Raw genomic sequence first — 17,340 nt, forward strand, 5'->3', positions numbered from 1 at the left:
GCTCCAGGTTCGTAGGCGGGGTGAGCCCCGTCGGCTCAGGCGGAGAGCAGGGAGCGCTCGATGACGCTCGCGAAGAAGGTGAGGCCGTCGGTGCCGTTGCGCATGGCGAGCGCGGTGTCAGGGCCGAAGCCCTCCTCTACCGCGTGCTCCGGATGCGGCATCAAACCGACGACATTGCCGCGTTCATTGCTGACGCCCGCGATGTCGTTCATGGATCCGTTCGGGTTCACCTCGAGGTAGCGGAACACGACACGGCCTTCGCCCTCAAGCTCGTCCAGGGTCCCGCGCGAGGCGATGAAGCCACCCTCGCCGTTCTTCAGCGGGATGGTGATCTCGTCACCGGCGGCAAAGCCGTTGGTCCAGTCGGTCGACGCGTTCTCGACGCGCAGCTTCTGGTCGCGGCAGACGAAGTTGCCGCCCTCGTTGCGCACCAGTCCACCCGGAAGCAGCTTGGCCTCGGTGAGCATCTGGAAGCCGTTGCAGATGCCCAGCACCGGCATGCCCTTGTTCGCCGCGTCGATCACTTCGCTCATGATCGGCGAGAAGCTCGCGATCGCGCCGCAGCGCAGGTAGTCCCCGTAGCTGAAGCCGCCGGGCAGCACGAGTGCGTCGACGCCGTGCAGGTCGTGCTCCCCGTGCCAGAGGGCGACCGGTTCCGCGCCTGCGATTCGGATGGCGCGCTGGGCGTCACGGTCGTCGAGCGAGCCGGGGAACGTGATGACACCGATGCGCATCAGTGGGTCTCCCCCGCGACGCCGGCGGAACTGCTGGTGATCTCCACGTCGTGGAAGCGCACGCCCACGACATCCTCGATCACCGAGTTCGACAGCATGGTCTCCGCGAGCTCCCGTGCCTCGTCGAGGGCGGCCTCGTCGGCCGGTCCGTCGATGGTGAGCTCGAAACGCTTGCCGATGCGCACGCCGGTGAAGCGGCTCTTGCCGAGTCGCGCGAGGGCGCCGGCCACGGCTTTGCCTTGTGGGTCGAGCAGTTCAGCCTTGGGCATGACGTCGACGACGATGATGGGCACGAATGACTCCTGGGCCTTGGTGTTCCACCATTCTACCCGCGCCCCCATCCGCGGGCTCTCAGTAAGCGAGCCGGTCAGTTAGCGGCGCGGCAGGTGCACGCCCGCGATCATGCAGCGCACGGAACCGCCCGCGAGTTCGGCGGTCGGCACGGGCACGGCGACGATATCGCTGCTCGCTTCGATGATGCCGAGCTGCTCGGGCGTGAGGCTGTCGCGCGCGCGCGTCGACAGCGCGAGCACTCGGCCAGCGCTCCCGGTCAGCTCGATCGCATTGCCCGCGAACTCGTGCAGTTGGGTGCGTGTGAGCTCGATGACGGGGTGTCCGGATGCGGCGAGCCGGTCGAGCAGCTCGCCCCGGCGCCCGGCATCCGGAATCACGTCCGGCACGACCAGCGCGTACTCGGTGGCGATCGTCATCATCACGTTGGTGTGGTAAATGGGCGTGCCGGTGGCGTCCACGGCGTCGAAGATGAACGGCTCGTAGCCGAAGTCGGCGCAGAACCGCAGCACGGCGCTGTCGTCAGCGCGCGGGGACCGCGCGACGTACGCGACCCGCTCTGCGTGGTCGAGCACGAGCGAGCCGGTGCCCTCGAGGAACACGTTCTCGCGCTCAAGTTCGCTGTAGTCGACGAGGCCGGTGACCCGGTACTGCTCCTGCAGTTCCTGGATGATGTCGGCACGGCGCTCGCCGCGGCGCTGCGGCGACCGCATCGGATACACGGCGATCCGGCCGTCTTCGTGAGTCGACAACCAGTTGTTCGGGAAGATTGCATCCGGCCGGTCCTCGCGCACGTCGTCGAAGAGATGCACGGTCACGCCCCGCGCGCGCAGTGCATCGGCGAGGGCGGTCGTCTCCGCGTACGCGCTTTCCGCGATCGCGGCCGGATCGTGCGCGTGGTCGGACTGGAACGCGTTGTCGAGCGCGGTGTCCTGGTTGACGAAGAAGTGGTGCGGGCGCACCATGACCACCGCAGCCGGGGCGGATGCGCCGGGCTCCGTCATGCCTGCTGCAGGCGCCTCGCCGAGACCTCGCCGAAGAGGTTCTTCGGGTCGGCCGGCTCGGCGACCAGGTCGATCTCGGTGAAGTAGTCGGTGCCCGCCAGCTGGTCGGACAGGAAGCGCAGCGCGGAGAAGTCCTCGATCGCGAAGCCGACCGAGTCGAACACCGTCACCTGTGCCGGGGCGACGCGACCCGGCTGGACCCCGGTCAGCACCTCCCACAGTTCGGTGACCCGGAAGTCGGCCGCGTGGTGCTGGATCTCGCCCTCGATGCGGCTCTGCTCGGTGTACTCGACGAAGACCTCGGCGCGATCCAGGATGGCCGGGTCGAGTTCGGTCTTGCCTGGGCAGTCGCCGCCGATCGCATTGATATGCATGCCCGGCGTCACGAGGTCGTCGGTGAGGATGATCGCGTTGCGCTTGTCCGCGGTGCACGTTGTCACGATGTCGGCACCGCTCACGGCCTCGGCCACGCTGGACGCGACGGTCACGGTGAAGCCGAGCCCGTCGATGTTCTCCACGAACTTCGCCGTCGCTTGGCGGTCGGTGTCGAAGACGCGCAGCTCCCGGATGCCCAGCGCGTCGCGGAAGGCGATCGCCTGGAACTCGGCCTGGGCGCCGGTTCCGATCATCGCCATGACCCGCGACTCGGGGCGTGCCAGCACCTTGGCGGCCATCGCCGAGGTGGCGGCGGTGCGGATCGCGGTGAGGATGGTCATCTCGGACAGGAGCACCGGATAGCCGGTGTGGACATCCGCGAGCAGGCCGAAGGCCGTGACGGTCTGCAGGCCCGCTCGCGGATTGCCCGGGTGGCCATTTACGTATTTGAAGGCGTAGGTCTCGCCGTCGCTGGTGGGCATGAGCTCGATGACGCCCACCGGCGAATGGGAGGCGACTCGCGGTGCGAGCTCGAAGCTGGGCCAGCGCCGGAAGTCGTGCTCGAGGTACTCGGTCAGGCCGGAGATCGCGGCCTCGACACCGGTCTCCGCAAGCCAGCGCGCCATGTTCTCGACGCCCACGAAGCGGACCATTTCGTACCTCCAGTTAGTTCGACTCAACAATATTGTTGGCGATCTGCAACAGCAATGAGCAAGCAGCCAGCAAACCGCACACTGAAGAATCACTCTGGTAAGCGTGAATAGGCATCCTGTAACCTCGGGTGCATGGCACAACTCGACGATCTCGACCGGCAGCTGATTTCCGCGCTCCGCGCCGACGGTCGGGAACCGGTGACGACCCTCGCCAAGCGGCTGGGAGTCAGCCGGGCGACGGTGACCAGCCGCATCGACCGGCTCGTCGATTCCGGTGTCGTCCTCGGCTTCACGGTGCGGGTTCGCGAGGAGGCGGAGGTCGACCAGCTCCGCGCCATCTCGCTCATCTCGGTCGAGGGCCGGTCGACGAACGCGGTCATCCATGAGCTGCGCGGCCTGCCTGAAGTGCACGCACTGTACTCCACAAACGGAGGCTGGGACCTGGTCGCGGAGCTGCGCGTCAGCAGCCTGCAGGACTTCGATCACCTGCTCGGCGACATCCGTTCTGTTGAAGGGGTGCTCAACAGCGAGACGAGCATCCTGCTCAGTTCGATGCTGCGCTGAGCCGTTCGATCGAGCGGTTTGGCGATCGCAGGATCACAACGTAGATTCGCGGAAGCGATGGACAGTTCACTCCGTCCGTGGCCGGCCCTGTGGGCGCTGGTCATCGGATTCTTCATGATTCTGGTCGACACCACGATCGTGTCGGTCGCGAACCCGAGCATCATGACGAGCCTCGGCACCGACATCAACTCGGTGATCTGGGTGACGAGCGCGTACCTCCTCGCGTACGCGGTGCCGCTGCTCATCACCGGCAGGCTCGGCGACCGATTCGGCCCGAAGCGTCTCTACCTGGCCGGGCTGGTGGTGTTCACGCTGGCCTCGGTGTGGTGCGGGCTGTCCGGTTCGATCGGGATGCTCATCGCCGCGCGTGTGTTCCAGGGCCTGGGGGCGGCGCTGATGACGCCGCAGACCATGGCGATCATCACCCGGATCTTCCCGCCCGATCGGCGCGGGGTCGCGATGGGCCTGTGGGGCGCTGTCGCTGGCATCGCCACGCTCGTCGGACCGATGCTCGGCGGCATCCTGGTCGACAGCCTCGGCTGGGAGTGGATCTTCTTCATCAACGTGCCGGTCGGCATCGTGGCGTTCCTGCTCGCGATCCGGTTCGTCCCGCGATTGCCCACCCACCAGCACCGGTTCGACATCATCGGCGTCGTGCTCAGCGCGCTCGGGATGTTCCTGCTGGTCTTCGGGCTGCAGGAGGGTGCGACCTACGACTGGGGCACGATCGTCGGCCCGATCACGGTGTGGGGTCTGATCGTCTCGGGAATCGTCGTGCTCGCGATCTTCGTGGTGTGGCAAGCGGTCAACAAGGGCGAGCCGCTGCTGCCGCTCAGCCTGTTCCGCGACCGCAACTTCTCGCTGGCGAGCGTCGCCATCTCGGTGACAGGGCTCTCGGTGACGACCATGTCGCTGCCGCTGATCTTCTACTTCCAGCTCGTGCTCGGCTACACCCCGACCCAGTCCGCGCTCATGATCGTGCCGATGGCGGTGATCTCCGGCGCGCTCGCTCCCATCGGCGGACGCCTCGCCGACCGGGTGAACCCCCGCAACCTGGCGTTCTTCGGCGCGACCTTGATGGGGCTGGCGCTGGTCGCCTATTCACTGCTGATGCGCCCGGATGCCGAAGTGCTGCCCCTGCTGCTGCCCAGCGCGCTGCTCGGCGTCGCGAACGCGTTCATCTGGTCGCCGCTGTCGACGACCGCCACCCGCAACCTCCCGCAGCACCGCGCTGGCGCAGGATCCGGGGTCTATAACACCATGCGCCAGGTCGGAGCGGTGCTCGGCAGCGCGTCGATCGCAGCCATCATCAGCTATCGGTTGTCGGTAGAGCTGCCCGGCGCATCCGTCGACCTGGCGGCCGGCGAAGCGTTACCGGCCGCCCTCCACGCCGGATTCAGCGCGGCCATGTCGCAGGCGATTCTCCTGCCAGCGTTCGCGTCGTTCGTCGGCGCGATCGTCGTGTTGTTCTTCGCGAAACCCGTGCAGACCATCGCTTGGGACGAGGGGTTGAACGTCCGGCGCTGAGCGTCAGGCGTCGGCCGTGACGCGCACCAGGTTCGCCCACGGGTCGTCGAAGCGCACCTCGTTGCCGTCGTCCTTGAACTGCACGCCGCGCGCGCCGAGACGGTCGCTGAGGGCGCCGAGGTCATCCTTCGTGGGGACCGAGATGGACACCTCGCCGAGGCCGAGCGCGGGGGTGCGTGTGCCAGCACCAGAGGAGTGCCAGGTGTTCATGCCGAGGTGGTGGTGATAGCCGCCCGCGCTGACGAACAGGGCCTGCGTGCCGTACTCGATGGTGATTTCGAAGCCGACCGTGTCGACATAGAACTGCTTGGCTGTGGGGATGTCGCCGACCTTCAGGTGCACGTGGCCGACGTACGCGTCACCCTCGCTGGTCGCCTGAGCGATGCCCTGCTCGGTGAGGTTCTCCTGCAGGAAGCGGTTCGGGTCGAGGAAGACGGTCCCCATGTGGATGGAGCCGTTGTTCCACTGCCAGGTCGACGGGTCGGTGTCCCAGTACAGCTCGACGCCGTTGCCCTCGGGGTCGTCGAAGTAGAAGGCGTTGCTCACGAAGTGGTCGGATGACCCGGTGAAGGTCTGCGGGTACCTGCGGGCCACCGAGTACACGGATGCCGCGAGGTCGCTCTTGTTGTCGAACACGAAGGCCGTGTGGAAGAGGCCGGCAGCGGTCTCGGACGCGTGCTTGAGCTCGGGCGCGTACTGCAGCACGAGCGACGGCCGGCCGGGCCGACCGAGCACGGCGCTGTCGCCGTCCTGAGCCAGGAGGTCGAGGCCGACACCGAGTTGGTAGTAGGCGATCATGCGGTCGAGGTTCGCAACCTTGAGGGTCACCGCACCCATAGCGGTGCCCGCGGAGAGGATGTCCGGTGCTGTTGTAGTCATGGGCTCACTTCCTTGAACGTTCAACTATCGTACGGGACAACGCACGCGATGGCCAGAGCATTCCCGGGTCTCGACAGGCTCGACCGCCGGGAACGGATAACGCGCCCGTTGCGGACATCCGCGCCCGGCGCACCTGGCGCGTGTGTCCGGACACCCGCGGTCCGCCGAAACAGCGCGCTGATGACTCCTCCGCCACACACCCGCAGAGCGGCCTGTTACGCGGTCAAGCGCGTGATCAGCTCGCGGTACCGGTCCGCGGTCAGCCGCACGACGTCATCCGGCAGCCGCGGCGGCTCACCGTGCTGATCCCAGTTCGCCTTGAGCCAATCCCGCACGACCTGCTTGTCGAAGCTCACGCCGCGCTCGCCGCGCTGCCAGGCCGCAAGGTCCCAGTACCGGCTGCTGTCGGAGGTCAGCACCTCATCGGCGAGCGTCACCGTGCCGTTGTCGTCGCCGAACTCGAACTTGGTGTCGGCGAGAATCAGCCCGCGATCCGCGGCGATCCCGGAGCTGAAAGCAAACGTCGAAAGGGACAGGTCGCGCAGCCGGGAGGCCACCTTCTCGCCGACCAGCTCGACAGTGCGCTCGTAGGTGATGTTCTCGTCATGCAGGCCGAGTGGAGCCTTCCAGGCCGGGGTGTAGATCGGCTCCGGCAGGCGATCACCGTCGTTCAACCCCGCCGGCAATGGGACACCGCACACGCTCTGGCTGCGTGAGTACTCTACCCAGCCGCTGCCGGACAGGTACCCGCGCACTACACACTCGATCGGGTACATCTCGAGACGCTTCACGACCATGGCGCGACCCGCCACGGCATCCGGAACCTGCCCGCCCGCGCTGACGGCGGTCGAAGAGATGACGTGGTTCGGCAGGTCGAGCCGTTCGAACCACCACAGGCTGAGCGTCGTCAGCAAGGAGCCCTTGTCGGGAATGCCCGGCTCGAGCACGTGATCGAACGCGCTCACACGGTCACTGGCAACCATCAGCAGGCCGGATGCGTCGGGCGACTCGTACAAGTCGCGCACCTTGCCCGAGTAGGCGAGCGTCCAGCCGTCCAGTTCCTGAGCCACCACCTCATTATTCACGCAGGCGGTGAGACATGACGCCGCAAACCGGGCATCCGGCGTACTGAAATGATGGAGGGGTGACAGGAGTTGAGGGGCCGCTGGCCGGTGTGCGGGTGGCCGACTTCTCGCGCGTGCTGGCCGGGCCGTACGCGACCATGATGCTCGCCGACCTGGGGGCGGACGTCATCAAGATCGAATCGCCGGCGGGCGATGACACCCGCCACTGGGTGCCGCCGGTCGACGGGTCGGGCACCGGCACCTATTTCGCGAGCGTGAACCGCAACAAGCGGTCGGTCGTCTGCGACCTGCGCAGCGACGACGGGCGGCAGCGCGCGCTCGAGCTCGCGGTGGGCGCCGACATCGTGGTGGAGAACTTCCGGCCGGGCACCATGGAGTCGTTCGGCCTCGGCTACGACACCCTGCGCGCCCAAAACCCGCGACTTGTCTACGCGTCGATCACCGGCTTCGGTGCCGGTGCCGGCGCTGAGCTGCCCGGCTACGACCTGCTGGTGCAGGCGGTCGGCGGCCTAATGAGCATCACCGGAGAAGCGGATGGCGAGCCGACCAAGGCCGGAGTCGCACTCGTCGACGTGCTCACCGGGCTGAACGCGAGTGCCGGGATACTCGCGGCGCTGCGTCACGCAGAGCGCACCGGCGGGGGCCAGCGGGTCGAGGTGAACCTGCTGTCATCGCTGCTGGCCGGGCTCGTGAACCAGGCGAGCAGCACCATCGCGACCGGCGTCTCGCCGCAGCGGATGGGCAACGCCCACCCGAGCATCGCACCGTACGAGACGCTGCACACCGCAGACGTCCCCATTGCGGTCGCCGTCGGCAACGACCGGCAATTCCGTGACCTCGTCACCGTGCTGGGCAGCCCGGCGCTCGCCGACGACCCGCGGTTCGCCGACAACGCGTCACGCGTCGCCAATCGCGGCCCGCTGCGCGAACAGCTCGAGCGTGGGCTGGCCGGCCGGCCCGCAGACGACTGGGTGTCACTGCTCACCGCCGCCCGCGTCCCGGCCGGTCGCGTCAACACCATCGCGGAGGCGTTCGCGCTCGCCGGCGAGCTGGGCCTCGGCAACGTGATCGAGCTGACCGACGAAACCACCGGCGCCACCGTTCGACAGGTCGCCAACCCTCTGACGTTCTCCGTCACGCCGACGGGCTACCACCGTCCGCCGCCGACTCTTGGCGGGCATCCGGATGCCGACTGGCGCGCCGACCTCCCGAAATGACAACAATGATTGGGGCCGATATGGCTGACCTGACCACCGACCACCTCCTCGGTCTCGAGCTCATGCTGAACGAGGAGGAGCTGGCCTGGCAGCAGAGGGCGCGCACGTTCGCGCGCGAGCGCATCGAGCCGGTTATCGATGCCGACTTCGAGGATCGCCTCTTCCGCAAGGAATTGGTGGCGGAGCTCGGTGCGGCTGGCTTCCTGGGGATGCACCTGACCGGTTACGGCGCGGCTGGCGCCAGCGCCGTCAGCTACGGCCTGGTCTGCCTGGAGCTCGAGGCGGCGGACAGCGCTTGGCGCACCCTCGTCTCGGTGCAGGGATCGCTCGCGATGTCGGCGATCTCGAAGTTCGGCTCCGACGAGCAGAAGCAGCAGTGGCTGCCGGGCATGGCCGCGGGCACCCTGATCGGATGCTTCGCGCTGACCGAACCGGCATCCGGCAGCGATCCAGCGTCGATGCAGACCCATGCGCGGCGCGACGGCGACGACTGGGTGCTCACCGGCGCCAAGCGCTGGATCGGACTCGCGAGCGAAGCTGATGTCGCGATCGTCTGGGCGGCGACCGACGACGGCGTGCGCGGCTTCGTCGTGCCGACCGACACCCCCGGCTTCCGGGCGGAGCCGATCGGCGGCAAGCTCTCGATGCGCGCCTCGGTGCAGTGCGACGTGTTCTTCGATGAGGTGCGGCTGCCGTCGACGGCGATGCTGCCGGATGCGCGTGGCCTGTCCGGTCCGTTCGGATGCCTGAACGAGGCGCGGTACGGCATCGCGTGGGGAGTCATGGGGGCAGCGCGCAGCTGCCTGGAGGCGGCGATCGACCGCTCGACGGTGCGTGAGGCGTTCGGAAAGCCGATCGGTGGGACCCAGTTGGTGCAGAAGAAGCTCGCCGACATGTTCCTCGAGTACGAGAAGGGTCTGCTGCTCGCGCTGCAGCTCGGCCGCCGCAAGGATGCGGGCACCCTCTCGATCGAGCAGATCAGCGTTGGCAAGCTCAACAACGTTCGCGAGGCCCAGAAGATTGCGCGCACGGCCCGCTCCATCCTCGGCGGGGACGGCATCACCGACGAGTTCCCGGTCATGCGCCACATGGCGAACCTCGAGGCGGTCGCGACCTACGAGGGCACCGACGAGATCCACACGCTCGTGATCGGCCGAGCCCTCACCGGCATCGCGTCCTACCGCTAGTTCCGGAGGGGTCGGTAACGGCCCTTCCCGGGCGCCAGGAGGGCCTCTTTTCGACCCCTCGCGCCGCGAGTTGCCCACTTTCGCCCCATTTCCGGCCCGAAAGTGGGGCCGAAGTGGGCAACTGGGCGCCAGCTGCTATTCGTCGGCGACGCGGGATGCGATGTCGGTGCGGTACTGGCCGCCCTCCAGTTCGATCGCGTCGAGTGCCAGATACGCGCGCGAGCGAGCCTCGGTGAAGTCGCTGCCGAGGGCGACAACGTTCAACACGCGCCCGCCGATGGCGATGAGCGTGTCATCAACGAGGGAGGTCGCGGCGTGCAGCACGTGCACGCCGTGGATCGCCTCTGCCGTCTCGATGCCGGTGATCGCGCGTCCGGTCGGGGCGCCCTCCGGATACCCCTCGCTGGCGAGCACAACGCTCACCGCGACGTCGTCCGAGAACTCGGGCAGCGGCATAGAACCCAGCCTTCCGGTCGCTGCCGCGAACAACAGTTCGCTGAGCGGCGTGACCAGGCGGGGCAGCACCACCTGGGTCTCCGGATCGCCGAAGCGCGCATTGAACTCGATTACGCGCACGCCCGCATCGGTCACGATGAGGCCGCAGTAGAGCAGTCCGATGAACGGTGTCTGCTCCTCGGCGAGCTGACGCACCGTCGGCAGCGCGACCGTCTCCACGATCTCGTCGACGAAACCATCCGGCAGCCACGGCAACGGCGAGTACGCGCCCATGCCGCCGGTGTTCGGCCCGCGGTCGTCGTCGAGCAGGCGCTTGTAGTCCTGCGCGGGTGCGAGCGGCAGCACGTTGTGTCCGTCGGACAGCACGAACAGCGAGACCTCCTGGCCGGCGAGGAACTCTTCCACCAGCACTGGTCCGTGCCCGAGCCAGTACTCGGCATGTGCGACAGCGGCCTCGCGGTCCTCGGTGACCAGCACACCCTTGCCCGCCGCGAGCCCGTCGGCCTTCACGACGTAGGGTGCGCCGAACTCGTCGAGCGCGGCAACCGCCTCCTCGAGGGTTCCGGATCTCGCCGCACGTCCGGTCGGCACCCCCGCGGCATCCATGATGCGCTTGGCGAACGCCTTGCTGCCCTCCAGCTCGGCCGCCGCCTTGCCCGGCCCGAACACGGCGATGCCGCGCTGACGGATGGCGTCGGCAACGCCAGCGACCAGCGGAGCCTCCGGACCGATCACCACTAACTCGATGTCATTGTCGAAGGCGAAGTCGGCGACGACCGCCGCATTCGTCGTGTCGAGCGCGATCACGGGCACCACCGCGGCGATGCCGGCGTTGCCGGGGGCCGCGATGAGCTCGTGGTCCGCTTCCTCGCTGACGAGGGAGGTGATGATGGCATGCTCGCGCGCGCCGGAGCCGATGACGAGGATTCGCACCCTGACAGGTTACCCGGCACGCTCTGGCGACTGTCGGGGCGCGCGTCTAGCGTTGAGGGATGACGAAAGGCAGAATCGTCGCGATCGTCGGCGAGGCGTCGATCCGCAAGGTACGCGAAGAAGGCGCGGGCGGCGACCGCGACGCGACGGCGATGGCGGTGCGCTACCTGCTGCAGCTGCTCGCCGACCGCGCACCGGGGAACTCGGTTGAAGTGCGCGTGCCACCGTACGGCGCAATCCAGTGCATCGAGGGCCCCGGCCACACGCGCGGCACCCCGCCGAACGTCGTCGAGACCGACCCGTCCACCTGGATCGCGCTCGCGACCGGTTCGCTGGCGTGGGACTCCGCGCTCGCGGAGGGCGCGGTATCGGCATCCGGTTCCCGCGCATCCACCGTCGCCGAGCAGCTGCCGCTGGACTGGGACACCAACCCGGTCACCTGAGGGGTCGTAAGCGGCCCCTCCCCGGCACAGGCAAGGCCCTTTCCTGACCCCTCGCGGGGATACGCACGACCGACCATGGGGGAGAATGGGGACGTGAGCGACGACAAGCATGAGCAGGAGACGCCGACGCCGGTGACCATCCGCCGGGCGCCCAAGGTCCCCGTGTTCCTCGTCGCCGGCGGCGCCCTCGGCCTCATCGTGACCCTGCTCCTGGTGTCGCTGTTCCCCGCGGACAAGGAGATCGGCTACACCGCGACCGTCGGATTCTTCAGCCTCTACGGCATTCCGATCGGCGTCGCTGTCGGTGCGATTGTCGCGCTCATCCTCGATCGGCGCGCCTCCAAGCGCGCGGGCACGGCCACGGCACGACACCTCGAGGTTCGTCCGGAAGCCGTCGCCGACGAACCGCAGGCCGCCCCGGCCAACGAAAACCCAAGTCCGGAGGCGGACGGGAGCGGCACAAGCTCCGCCCGATAAACTTGTGCTGCGCACGCACTCAAGCACCAAACGAAAGTGGGACCCGCATTGGCCGGTGGCGATGGCCGACTGAGTCACGACCTTCTCCCCGGGGAGAAGGGCCCACAGGATGCCTGCGGTGTCTTCGGAGTGTGGGCGCCCGGTGAGGAAGTCGCCAAGCTCAGCTACTTCGGCCTCTACGCGCTGCAGCATCGCGGCCAGGAGTCGGCCGGCATCGCCTCGAGCGATGGCACCAAAATCCTCGTCTACAAGGACATGGGCCTGGTCTCTCAGGTGTTCAACGAGAGCTCGCTCAACACGCTGACCGGGCATCTCGCGATCGGCCACACCCGCTACTCAACGACCGGATCCTCGAGCTGGCGAAACGCCCAGCCGACCCTCGGCCGCACCGTCAGCGGAACCGTCGCGCTCGGCCACAACGGCAATCTCACCAACACCGCCGAGCTGTTGCAGCTCGTGCACGAGCGGCATCCGGAGATCGACGGAGAACTGGCGCGCGGCAACACCACCGACACCGCGGTGGTCACGGCGCTGCTCGCCGGCGACCTCGACCACACGCTCGAGGCCACCGCGCTCGAGGTGCTGCCGCGACTGCGCGGCGCGTACTGCCTGGTTTTCATGGACGAGACCACCCTGTACGCCGCACGCGACCCTCAGGGCGTCCGCCCGCTCGTGCTCGGCCGGCTCGAACGCGGCTGGGTGGTCGCAAGCGAGACCGCGGCGCTCGACATCGTCGGCGCGAGCTTCGTTCGCGAGGTCGAACCGGGTGAGCTGATCGTGATCGACGAGAACGGGCTGCGCTCGAAACGGTTCGCCGAGACCCAGCGCGCCGGATGCGTGTTCGAGTACGTCTACCTGGCCCGTCCAGACACCACCATCGCCGGGCGCGGTGTCTACGAGTCCCGCGTCGAGATGGGCCGTCAGCTCGCGCGCGAGCACCCGGTGGAAGCGGACCTCGTCATCCCCACCCCGGAATCCGGCACGCCGGCCGCGATCGGGTACGCGGAAGGCTCAGGCATCCCCTACGGGCAGGGTCTTGTGAAGAACGCGTACGTCGGACGCACTTTCATCCAGCCATCCCAGACCATCAGACAGCGCGGCATCAAGCTCAAGCTGAACCCTCTCAAGGAAGTCATCAAGGGCAAGCGCCTGATCGTCGTGGACGACTCGATCGTGCGCGGGAACACTCAGCGTGCGCTCGTGGCGATGCTGCGCGAGGCCGGCGCGGCGGAGGTGCATGTGCGCATCTCGAGTCCGCCGATCACCTGGCCGTGCTTCTACGGCATCGACTTCGCGACCAGGGCCGAACTGCTCGCGACCGGGCTCGGCGTGGACGAGGTGCGGCAGGCCATCGGCGCCGACAGCCTTGGCTACCTGTCGGAGGACGGGATGATCGGAGCGACCCAGCAGCCGCGTGAGAGCCTCTGCACCGCGTGCTTCACCGGCAAGTATCCGATCCCGATCCCGGACTCCAACCTGCTTGGAAAGAACATGCTCGACCACTCCAACGGACTCGACCCCAGTCCCGACGCCGACCTCTCCGGACTGGTCTACGGCGACCCCGGCCGTCAGGAGGGCCCGTGAGCGACGCCTACGCCGAGGCCGGCGTCGACACGCATGCTGGCGACCTCGCGGTCGAATTGATGAAGGCATCCATCGCCCGCACCCACGGGCCGCAGGTGCTCGGCGGTGTCGGCGGGTTCGCCGGGCTGTTCGACGTCTCCGCGCTGCGCTCGTTCCGGCATCCGCTGCTCGCCACTTCGACCGACGGTGTCGGTACCAAGGTCGCGATCGCCCAGGCCCTCGACAAGCACGACACCATCGGCCAGGACTTGGTAGGCATGGTCGTCGATGACATCATCGTGGTCGGCGCGAAGCCGCTGTTCATGACCGACTACATCGCGTGCGGCAAGGTCGTCCCCACCCGGATCGCGCAGATCGTCGCCGGGATCGCGGATGCCTGCGCCGCCACCGGCACCGCGCTGGTCGGCGGGGAGACCGCGGAGCACCCTGGCCTGCTCGGCCCCGACGACTACGACGTCGCCGGCGCGGCTGTCGGCGCGGTGGAAGCGGATGCCGTGCTCGGCGCGGAACGGGTGCGCGACGGCGACGTCGTGATCGCGCTCGAGTCCTCCGGGCTGCATTCGAACGGCTACTCGCTCGTGCGGCACATCCTGAAGCAGCGCGGTATCGGCTACTCGGACACGTCCGACGACCTCGGCGGTGTCGTCGGCGAGGTGCTCCTCGAGCCCACGCGCCTGTACACCGGAGCGCTCTCTCGGCTGCTGGATGGCACCGCAGGCGGGTCGGTGCACGCGCTCAGTCACGTCACGGGCGGCGGCATCGCCGCCAACCTCGCGCGCGTGCTGCCGGTCGGTTCCTGGGTGGAGGTCGACCGCTCGACCTGGACGCCGCATCCGGTGTTCCAGGTGCTGTCGGATTGGGCAGGTTCCACGCTTGCGAGCGCCGAGGGAACCTGGAACCTCGGCATCGGAATGTTCGCGATCGCGAGCCCGGATGCCGTCGATCAGGTCATCGCCGAACTCGACGGCCAGGGCATCCCCGGCTGGGTGGTCGGCGAAGTGTCGACGAGTGCGCGCGACCTCACGGGCTTCGAGCAGGGCGCCAAGGGTGTCGACGGGGGAGCCGTGCGGCTGGTCGGCAGCTACAGCTGAGAACGTGATCAGGGGTTAGGCGTCAGGCGCCCTTGTTCTGCTCCGACGTGTACTCGTCTTCGGTGGCGTAATCGGCCCACTTGTCGGCCTCGCCGCTCTGCCCTGCGAGTTCGCGCTCGAGCGCGTCGTAGTTCGTCTCGGGGCTGAAGTACTTCAGCTCACGCGCCACTTTGGTGTGCTTGGCCTTCTGGCGACCACGTCCCATTGGGTGACCCCCTCATGATTACAGGCTGAGCACGCTGAAGCTCAGAAAGTCTCTCCAAAACTAACTTCCAACTTTAGCATGCGGCCATTAGGGAAATCCCCGTCGGTCACGGACGGGTAACGTAATGTTATGCCCCCAATTCCGGCCAGGACATCCGTTGTCGTGATCGGTGCTGGGCAGGCAGGACTGTCCGTCTCCTACTACCTGAAACGGCTCGGTCTTGGGCCCGGCGTGGAGTTCGTCGTGCTCGATCGCGGGCCGGGAACCGGCGGGGCATGGCAGCACCGCTGGGAGGCGTTGCGCATCGGCTCGGCGCACCGCATCAACGACCTGCCCGGCATGGATGCGCTCGGCCTGTCCTTCGAGACGGCCGACCGCCAGCAGCCGGCGAAGTCGGTCGTCGCCGACTACTACCGGCAGTACGAGGACTATTACGAGCTCGCCGTGGTGCGCCCGGCATCCGTCAACGCGGTCTTCAATCGCGGCACCGAGCTGGTCGTCGCGTACGACGCCGGCGGGCAGCTCGGCGAGGTGGTGACGGATGTCGTGGTCAACGCGACCGGGACGTGGGGGTCGCCCTTCATCCCGTGGTACCCGGGGCTCGACAAGTTCGAGGGTCGCCTGGTGCACACGACCGACTACGAGTCCGCCGAGAACTTCCGGGGTCAGAGCGTCGCGGTCGTCGGTGGCGGCACCTCGGCGATCGGCTTCCTGATCGAACTGGAGAACGTGGCCGGTGAGCTGACCTGGGTGACCCGCCGACCGGTGGAGTTCCTCGACGAGGTGGAGCTCAGTCTCGAAGCCGGGGCATCGGCGGTTGCGCAACAGGACGAGGCGGCCCGGTCCGGGCGCGCGCTGCCCAGCATCGTGAGTGGCACCGGTGTTCCGCGGACCAGACGCATCCAGTCGGCGATCACCCGCGGTCTGCTCAAGGAGCGGCCGATGTTCACCGCGATCGAACCGGAGGGCGTGCGGTTCGAGGACGGCAGCTTCCAGAAGGTGGATGCGATCCTGTGGGCGACCGGGTTCCGTCCCGAGCTGCGGCACCTGTCGCCGCTGAAGCTGCGCGAGAAGGCCGGTGGGGTCACCGTTGGCGGGGGATCCTCCTGGAAGGATCCGCGGATCTTCTTCGCCGGCTACGGCCCCCAGGCGAGCACGATCGGGGCCAACCGGGCCGGACGGCAGATCGCCCGCCAGGTCGTGGCGCTGCTGTCCAACCTCTGACCTGCCTCCCGTTGTGCAGGACATTCCCTGTTGTGCAGGAGATTCTGCTCCGGATGGGCCCGGATGCCTATGCAGAGGCGCCGGCAGGTCGGAAAGTCCTGCATAACAGGGGGTTGTGAGCCGGGGCCGGCCCGGGTCAGGCCGTCATGAACTCCCGCAGCCCGTCGAGCAGGCGCTCGATGTCCGACTCGTCCGTGTACGGTGCAAGTCCGGCGCGCAGACCCCCGGCGTCGCCCAGACCCAACCGCCGCGACGCCTCCAGCGCGTAGAAGTTCGACGCGGGAGCATCCACGCCGCGCTGGGCGAGGAAGCGGTAGGCGTCCGCGGCATCCCGTCCGTCGAACGTCATCAGCAGGGTCGGCGTGCGGTCGGCTGCGCGGGAGTGCACCGTGACGCCTGGCAGTTCCGCGATGCCGCGCTCGAGAGTGCCGAGCAGCTCCTGCTCGTGTGCGTCCAGGCGGTGGAATGAGTCGACCAGGCGGTCCCGCCGGGCTCCCGGCCGCGGTCCGGCCACGCCGAGGTCGGCGAGGTAGTCGACCGCCGCCGCGACGGCAGCCAACAGCTCGTACGGGAGCGTGCCGAATTCGAACCGCGCAGGCACCTCGTTGGTGGCCGGCAGCAGCTTGTCCGGCATGAGCGTGTCGAGCAGCTCGGGGGATGCGGTGAGCGCACCGAGGTGCGGTCCGAGGAACTTGTACGGTGAGCACGCGTAAAAGTCGGCGCCGAGCGCTGCCATGTCGACCGACTCGTGCGCCGTGTAGTGAACGCCGTCGACGTAGACGAGAGCGCCGACAGCATGGGCAGCGCGGGCGATGGCGGCGACCGGCGGCTTGGTGCCGATGAGGTTGGATGCCGCGGTGACCGCCACCAGCCGGGTGCGGTCGGAGAGCACCGTGCCGATGTCGTCGAGCTCCGAGGTGGCGGGGTCGAAGTCGAGCCAGCGCACGGTCGCACCGACCTGCTCGGCCGCCTGCACCCACGGGCGCACGTTCGAGTCGTGGTCGAGGCGCGTGACGATGACCTCGTCGCCCGCTGACCAGGTGCGGGACAGCATCCGGGAGAAGTCGTACGCCAGCTGGGTTGCGCTGCGTCCGAAGACGACGCCGCCAGGGTCGCCGCCGACGAGGTCCGCGATCGCCTGCCGGCCGGATGCGACCGCCGCTGCGGCGTTGCGTTCGCCCTGCGTTGTGTCCCCTTCGTTGGAGAGCGGAGCGCCGAGGGTTGCCGCCATCGCGTCGATCACCTGCCTGGGGGTCTGGGTGCCGCCGGGGCCGTCGAAGTGGGCCGAACCGGATGCGAGAGCGGGGAAGTCGGAGCGCACGGAGGCGACGTCGTACTGGGTCACACGATCAACCTAGCGATCTCGCTGTCAGCGCCGCCGCCGCGTCGCCGGGGGGAGCGGTTTCCGGAT

The 17,340-nt window shown here is 68.2% G+C and carries 18 protein-coding genes; 9 read left to right on the top strand and 9 right to left on the bottom strand.

The window, feature by feature from the left end:
* Positions 1–35 precede the first annotated feature (35 nt).
* The 4 genes from purQ to IRG63_RS04725 form a co-directional block, all read right to left on the bottom strand.
* Positions 36–734, bottom strand: coding sequence for a phosphoribosylformylglycinamidine synthase subunit PurQ (gene purQ / locus IRG63_RS04710; protein WP_168626049.1), 699 nt, complete (start codon positions 732–734; stop codon positions 36–38).
* Positions 734–1,027: a phosphoribosylformylglycinamidine synthase subunit PurS gene (gene purS, locus IRG63_RS04715; protein ID WP_168626050.1), complete on the bottom strand. Its 294-nt coding sequence runs from the start codon at positions 1,025–1,027 to the stop codon at positions 734–736. The genes purQ and purS overlap by 1 nt, the downstream gene beginning before the upstream one ends.
* A gap of 78 nt (positions 1,028–1,105) precedes the next feature.
* Entirely contained in the window at positions 1,106–2,029 is a 924-nt protein-coding gene (gene ctlX / locus IRG63_RS04720; protein WP_168626051.1) for a citrulline utilization hydrolase CtlX, read from the bottom strand.
* Complete coding sequence (locus IRG63_RS04725) at positions 2,026–3,057, bottom strand: ornithine cyclodeaminase (protein ID WP_193509351.1); 1,032 nt, start codon at positions 3,055–3,057, stop codon at positions 2,026–2,028. The genes ctlX and IRG63_RS04725 overlap by 4 nt, the downstream gene beginning before the upstream one ends.
* A gap of 132 nt (positions 3,058–3,189) precedes the next feature.
* Between IRG63_RS04725 and IRG63_RS04730 the strand changes: the two genes are divergently transcribed.
* Together IRG63_RS04730 and IRG63_RS04735 are read left to right on the top strand one after the other, a co-directional pair.
* Positions 3,190–3,621: an Lrp/AsnC family transcriptional regulator gene (locus tag IRG63_RS04730; protein ID WP_168626053.1), complete on the top strand. Its 432-nt coding sequence runs from the start codon at positions 3,190–3,192 to the stop codon at positions 3,619–3,621.
* Between the two features lie 57 nt (positions 3,622–3,678).
* Positions 3,679–5,148, top strand: coding sequence for a DHA2 family efflux MFS transporter permease subunit (locus IRG63_RS04735; protein WP_193509352.1), 1,470 nt, complete (start codon positions 3,679–3,681; stop codon positions 5,146–5,148).
* 3 nt (positions 5,149–5,151) lie between these two features.
* On the opposite strand, the gene IRG63_RS04740 is transcribed toward IRG63_RS04735, so the two are convergent.
* A complete protein-coding gene (locus tag IRG63_RS04740; protein WP_168626055.1) occupies positions 5,152–6,027 on the bottom strand; it encodes a VOC family protein in 876 nt (291 codons plus the stop codon).
* Between the two features lie 215 nt (positions 6,028–6,242).
* Positions 6,243–7,097 (bottom strand): phosphoribosylaminoimidazolesuccinocarboxamide synthase, encoded by an 855-nt coding sequence (locus tag IRG63_RS04745; RefSeq protein WP_370566180.1) that lies wholly within the window; start codon positions 7,095–7,097, stop codon positions 6,243–6,245.
* A 74-nt stretch (positions 7,098–7,171) separates the two neighbouring features.
* Here IRG63_RS04745 and IRG63_RS04750 point away from each other — a divergent pair, with 74 nt between their 5' ends.
* A complete protein-coding gene (locus IRG63_RS04750; protein WP_193509354.1) occupies positions 7,172–8,329 on the top strand; it encodes a CoA transferase in 1,158 nt (385 codons plus the stop codon).
* Between the two features lie 20 nt (positions 8,330–8,349).
* Entirely contained in the window at positions 8,350–9,516 is a 1,167-nt protein-coding gene (locus IRG63_RS04755) for an acyl-CoA dehydrogenase family protein (protein WP_227411722.1), read from the top strand.
* Positions 9,517–9,651: 135 nt separating this feature from the next.
* On the opposite strand, the gene purD is transcribed toward IRG63_RS04755, so the two are convergent.
* Complete coding sequence (gene purD / locus IRG63_RS04760) at positions 9,652–10,905, bottom strand: phosphoribosylamine--glycine ligase (RefSeq protein WP_193509356.1); 1,254 nt, start codon at positions 10,903–10,905, stop codon at positions 9,652–9,654.
* A 59-nt stretch (positions 10,906–10,964) separates the two neighbouring features.
* Here purD and IRG63_RS04765 point away from each other — a divergent pair, with 59 nt between their 5' ends.
* From IRG63_RS04765 to purM, 4 genes are all read left to right on the top strand, one after another.
* The gene (locus tag IRG63_RS04765; RefSeq protein WP_168626060.1) at positions 10,965–11,348 is read left to right on the top strand and encodes a sterol carrier family protein; all 384 of its coding nucleotides are present in this window, start codon (positions 10,965–10,967) and stop codon (positions 11,346–11,348) included.
* A gap of 93 nt (positions 11,349–11,441) precedes the next feature.
* Positions 11,442–11,825, top strand: a complete 384-nt coding sequence (locus IRG63_RS04770; RefSeq protein WP_193509357.1) for a hypothetical protein — start codon at positions 11,442–11,444, stop codon at positions 11,823–11,825.
* Between the two features lie 48 nt (positions 11,826–11,873).
* Positions 11,874–13,409, top strand: coding sequence for an amidophosphoribosyltransferase (gene purF, locus IRG63_RS04775; protein ID WP_168626865.1), 1,536 nt, complete (start codon positions 11,874–11,876; stop codon positions 13,407–13,409).
* On the top strand, positions 13,406–14,500 hold the full coding sequence (gene purM, locus IRG63_RS04780) for a phosphoribosylformylglycinamidine cyclo-ligase (protein WP_193509358.1): 1,095 nt from the start codon (positions 13,406–13,408) through the stop codon (positions 14,498–14,500). The genes purF and purM overlap by 4 nt, the downstream gene beginning before the upstream one ends.
* A 22-nt stretch (positions 14,501–14,522) precedes the next feature.
* On the opposite strand, the gene IRG63_RS04785 is transcribed toward purM, so the two are convergent.
* Positions 14,523–14,705 carry a DUF3073 domain-containing protein gene (locus IRG63_RS04785; protein ID WP_168626063.1) on the bottom strand — a complete coding sequence of 61 codons (183 nt, stop codon included), beginning with the start codon at positions 14,703–14,705 and terminating at the stop codon, positions 14,523–14,525.
* A 129-nt stretch (positions 14,706–14,834) separates the two neighbouring features.
* Here IRG63_RS04785 and IRG63_RS04790 point away from each other — a divergent pair, with 129 nt between their 5' ends.
* Positions 14,835–15,929, top strand: a complete 1,095-nt coding sequence (locus IRG63_RS04790) for an NAD(P)-binding domain-containing protein (protein ID WP_168626064.1) — start codon at positions 14,835–14,837, stop codon at positions 15,927–15,929.
* Between the two features lie 136 nt (positions 15,930–16,065).
* On the opposite strand, the gene IRG63_RS04795 is transcribed toward IRG63_RS04790, so the two are convergent.
* The gene (locus tag IRG63_RS04795; protein WP_193509359.1) at positions 16,066–17,274 is read right to left on the bottom strand and encodes a cysteine desulfurase-like protein; all 1,209 of its coding nucleotides are present in this window, start codon (positions 17,272–17,274) and stop codon (positions 16,066–16,068) included.
* Between the last annotated feature and the right edge of the window lie 66 nt (positions 17,275–17,340).

The organism is Cryobacterium sp. BB736, assembly GCF_014980265.1.
In the GTDB taxonomy this organism is placed as follows: domain Bacteria; phylum Actinomycetota; class Actinomycetes; order Actinomycetales; family Microbacteriaceae; genus Terrimesophilobacter.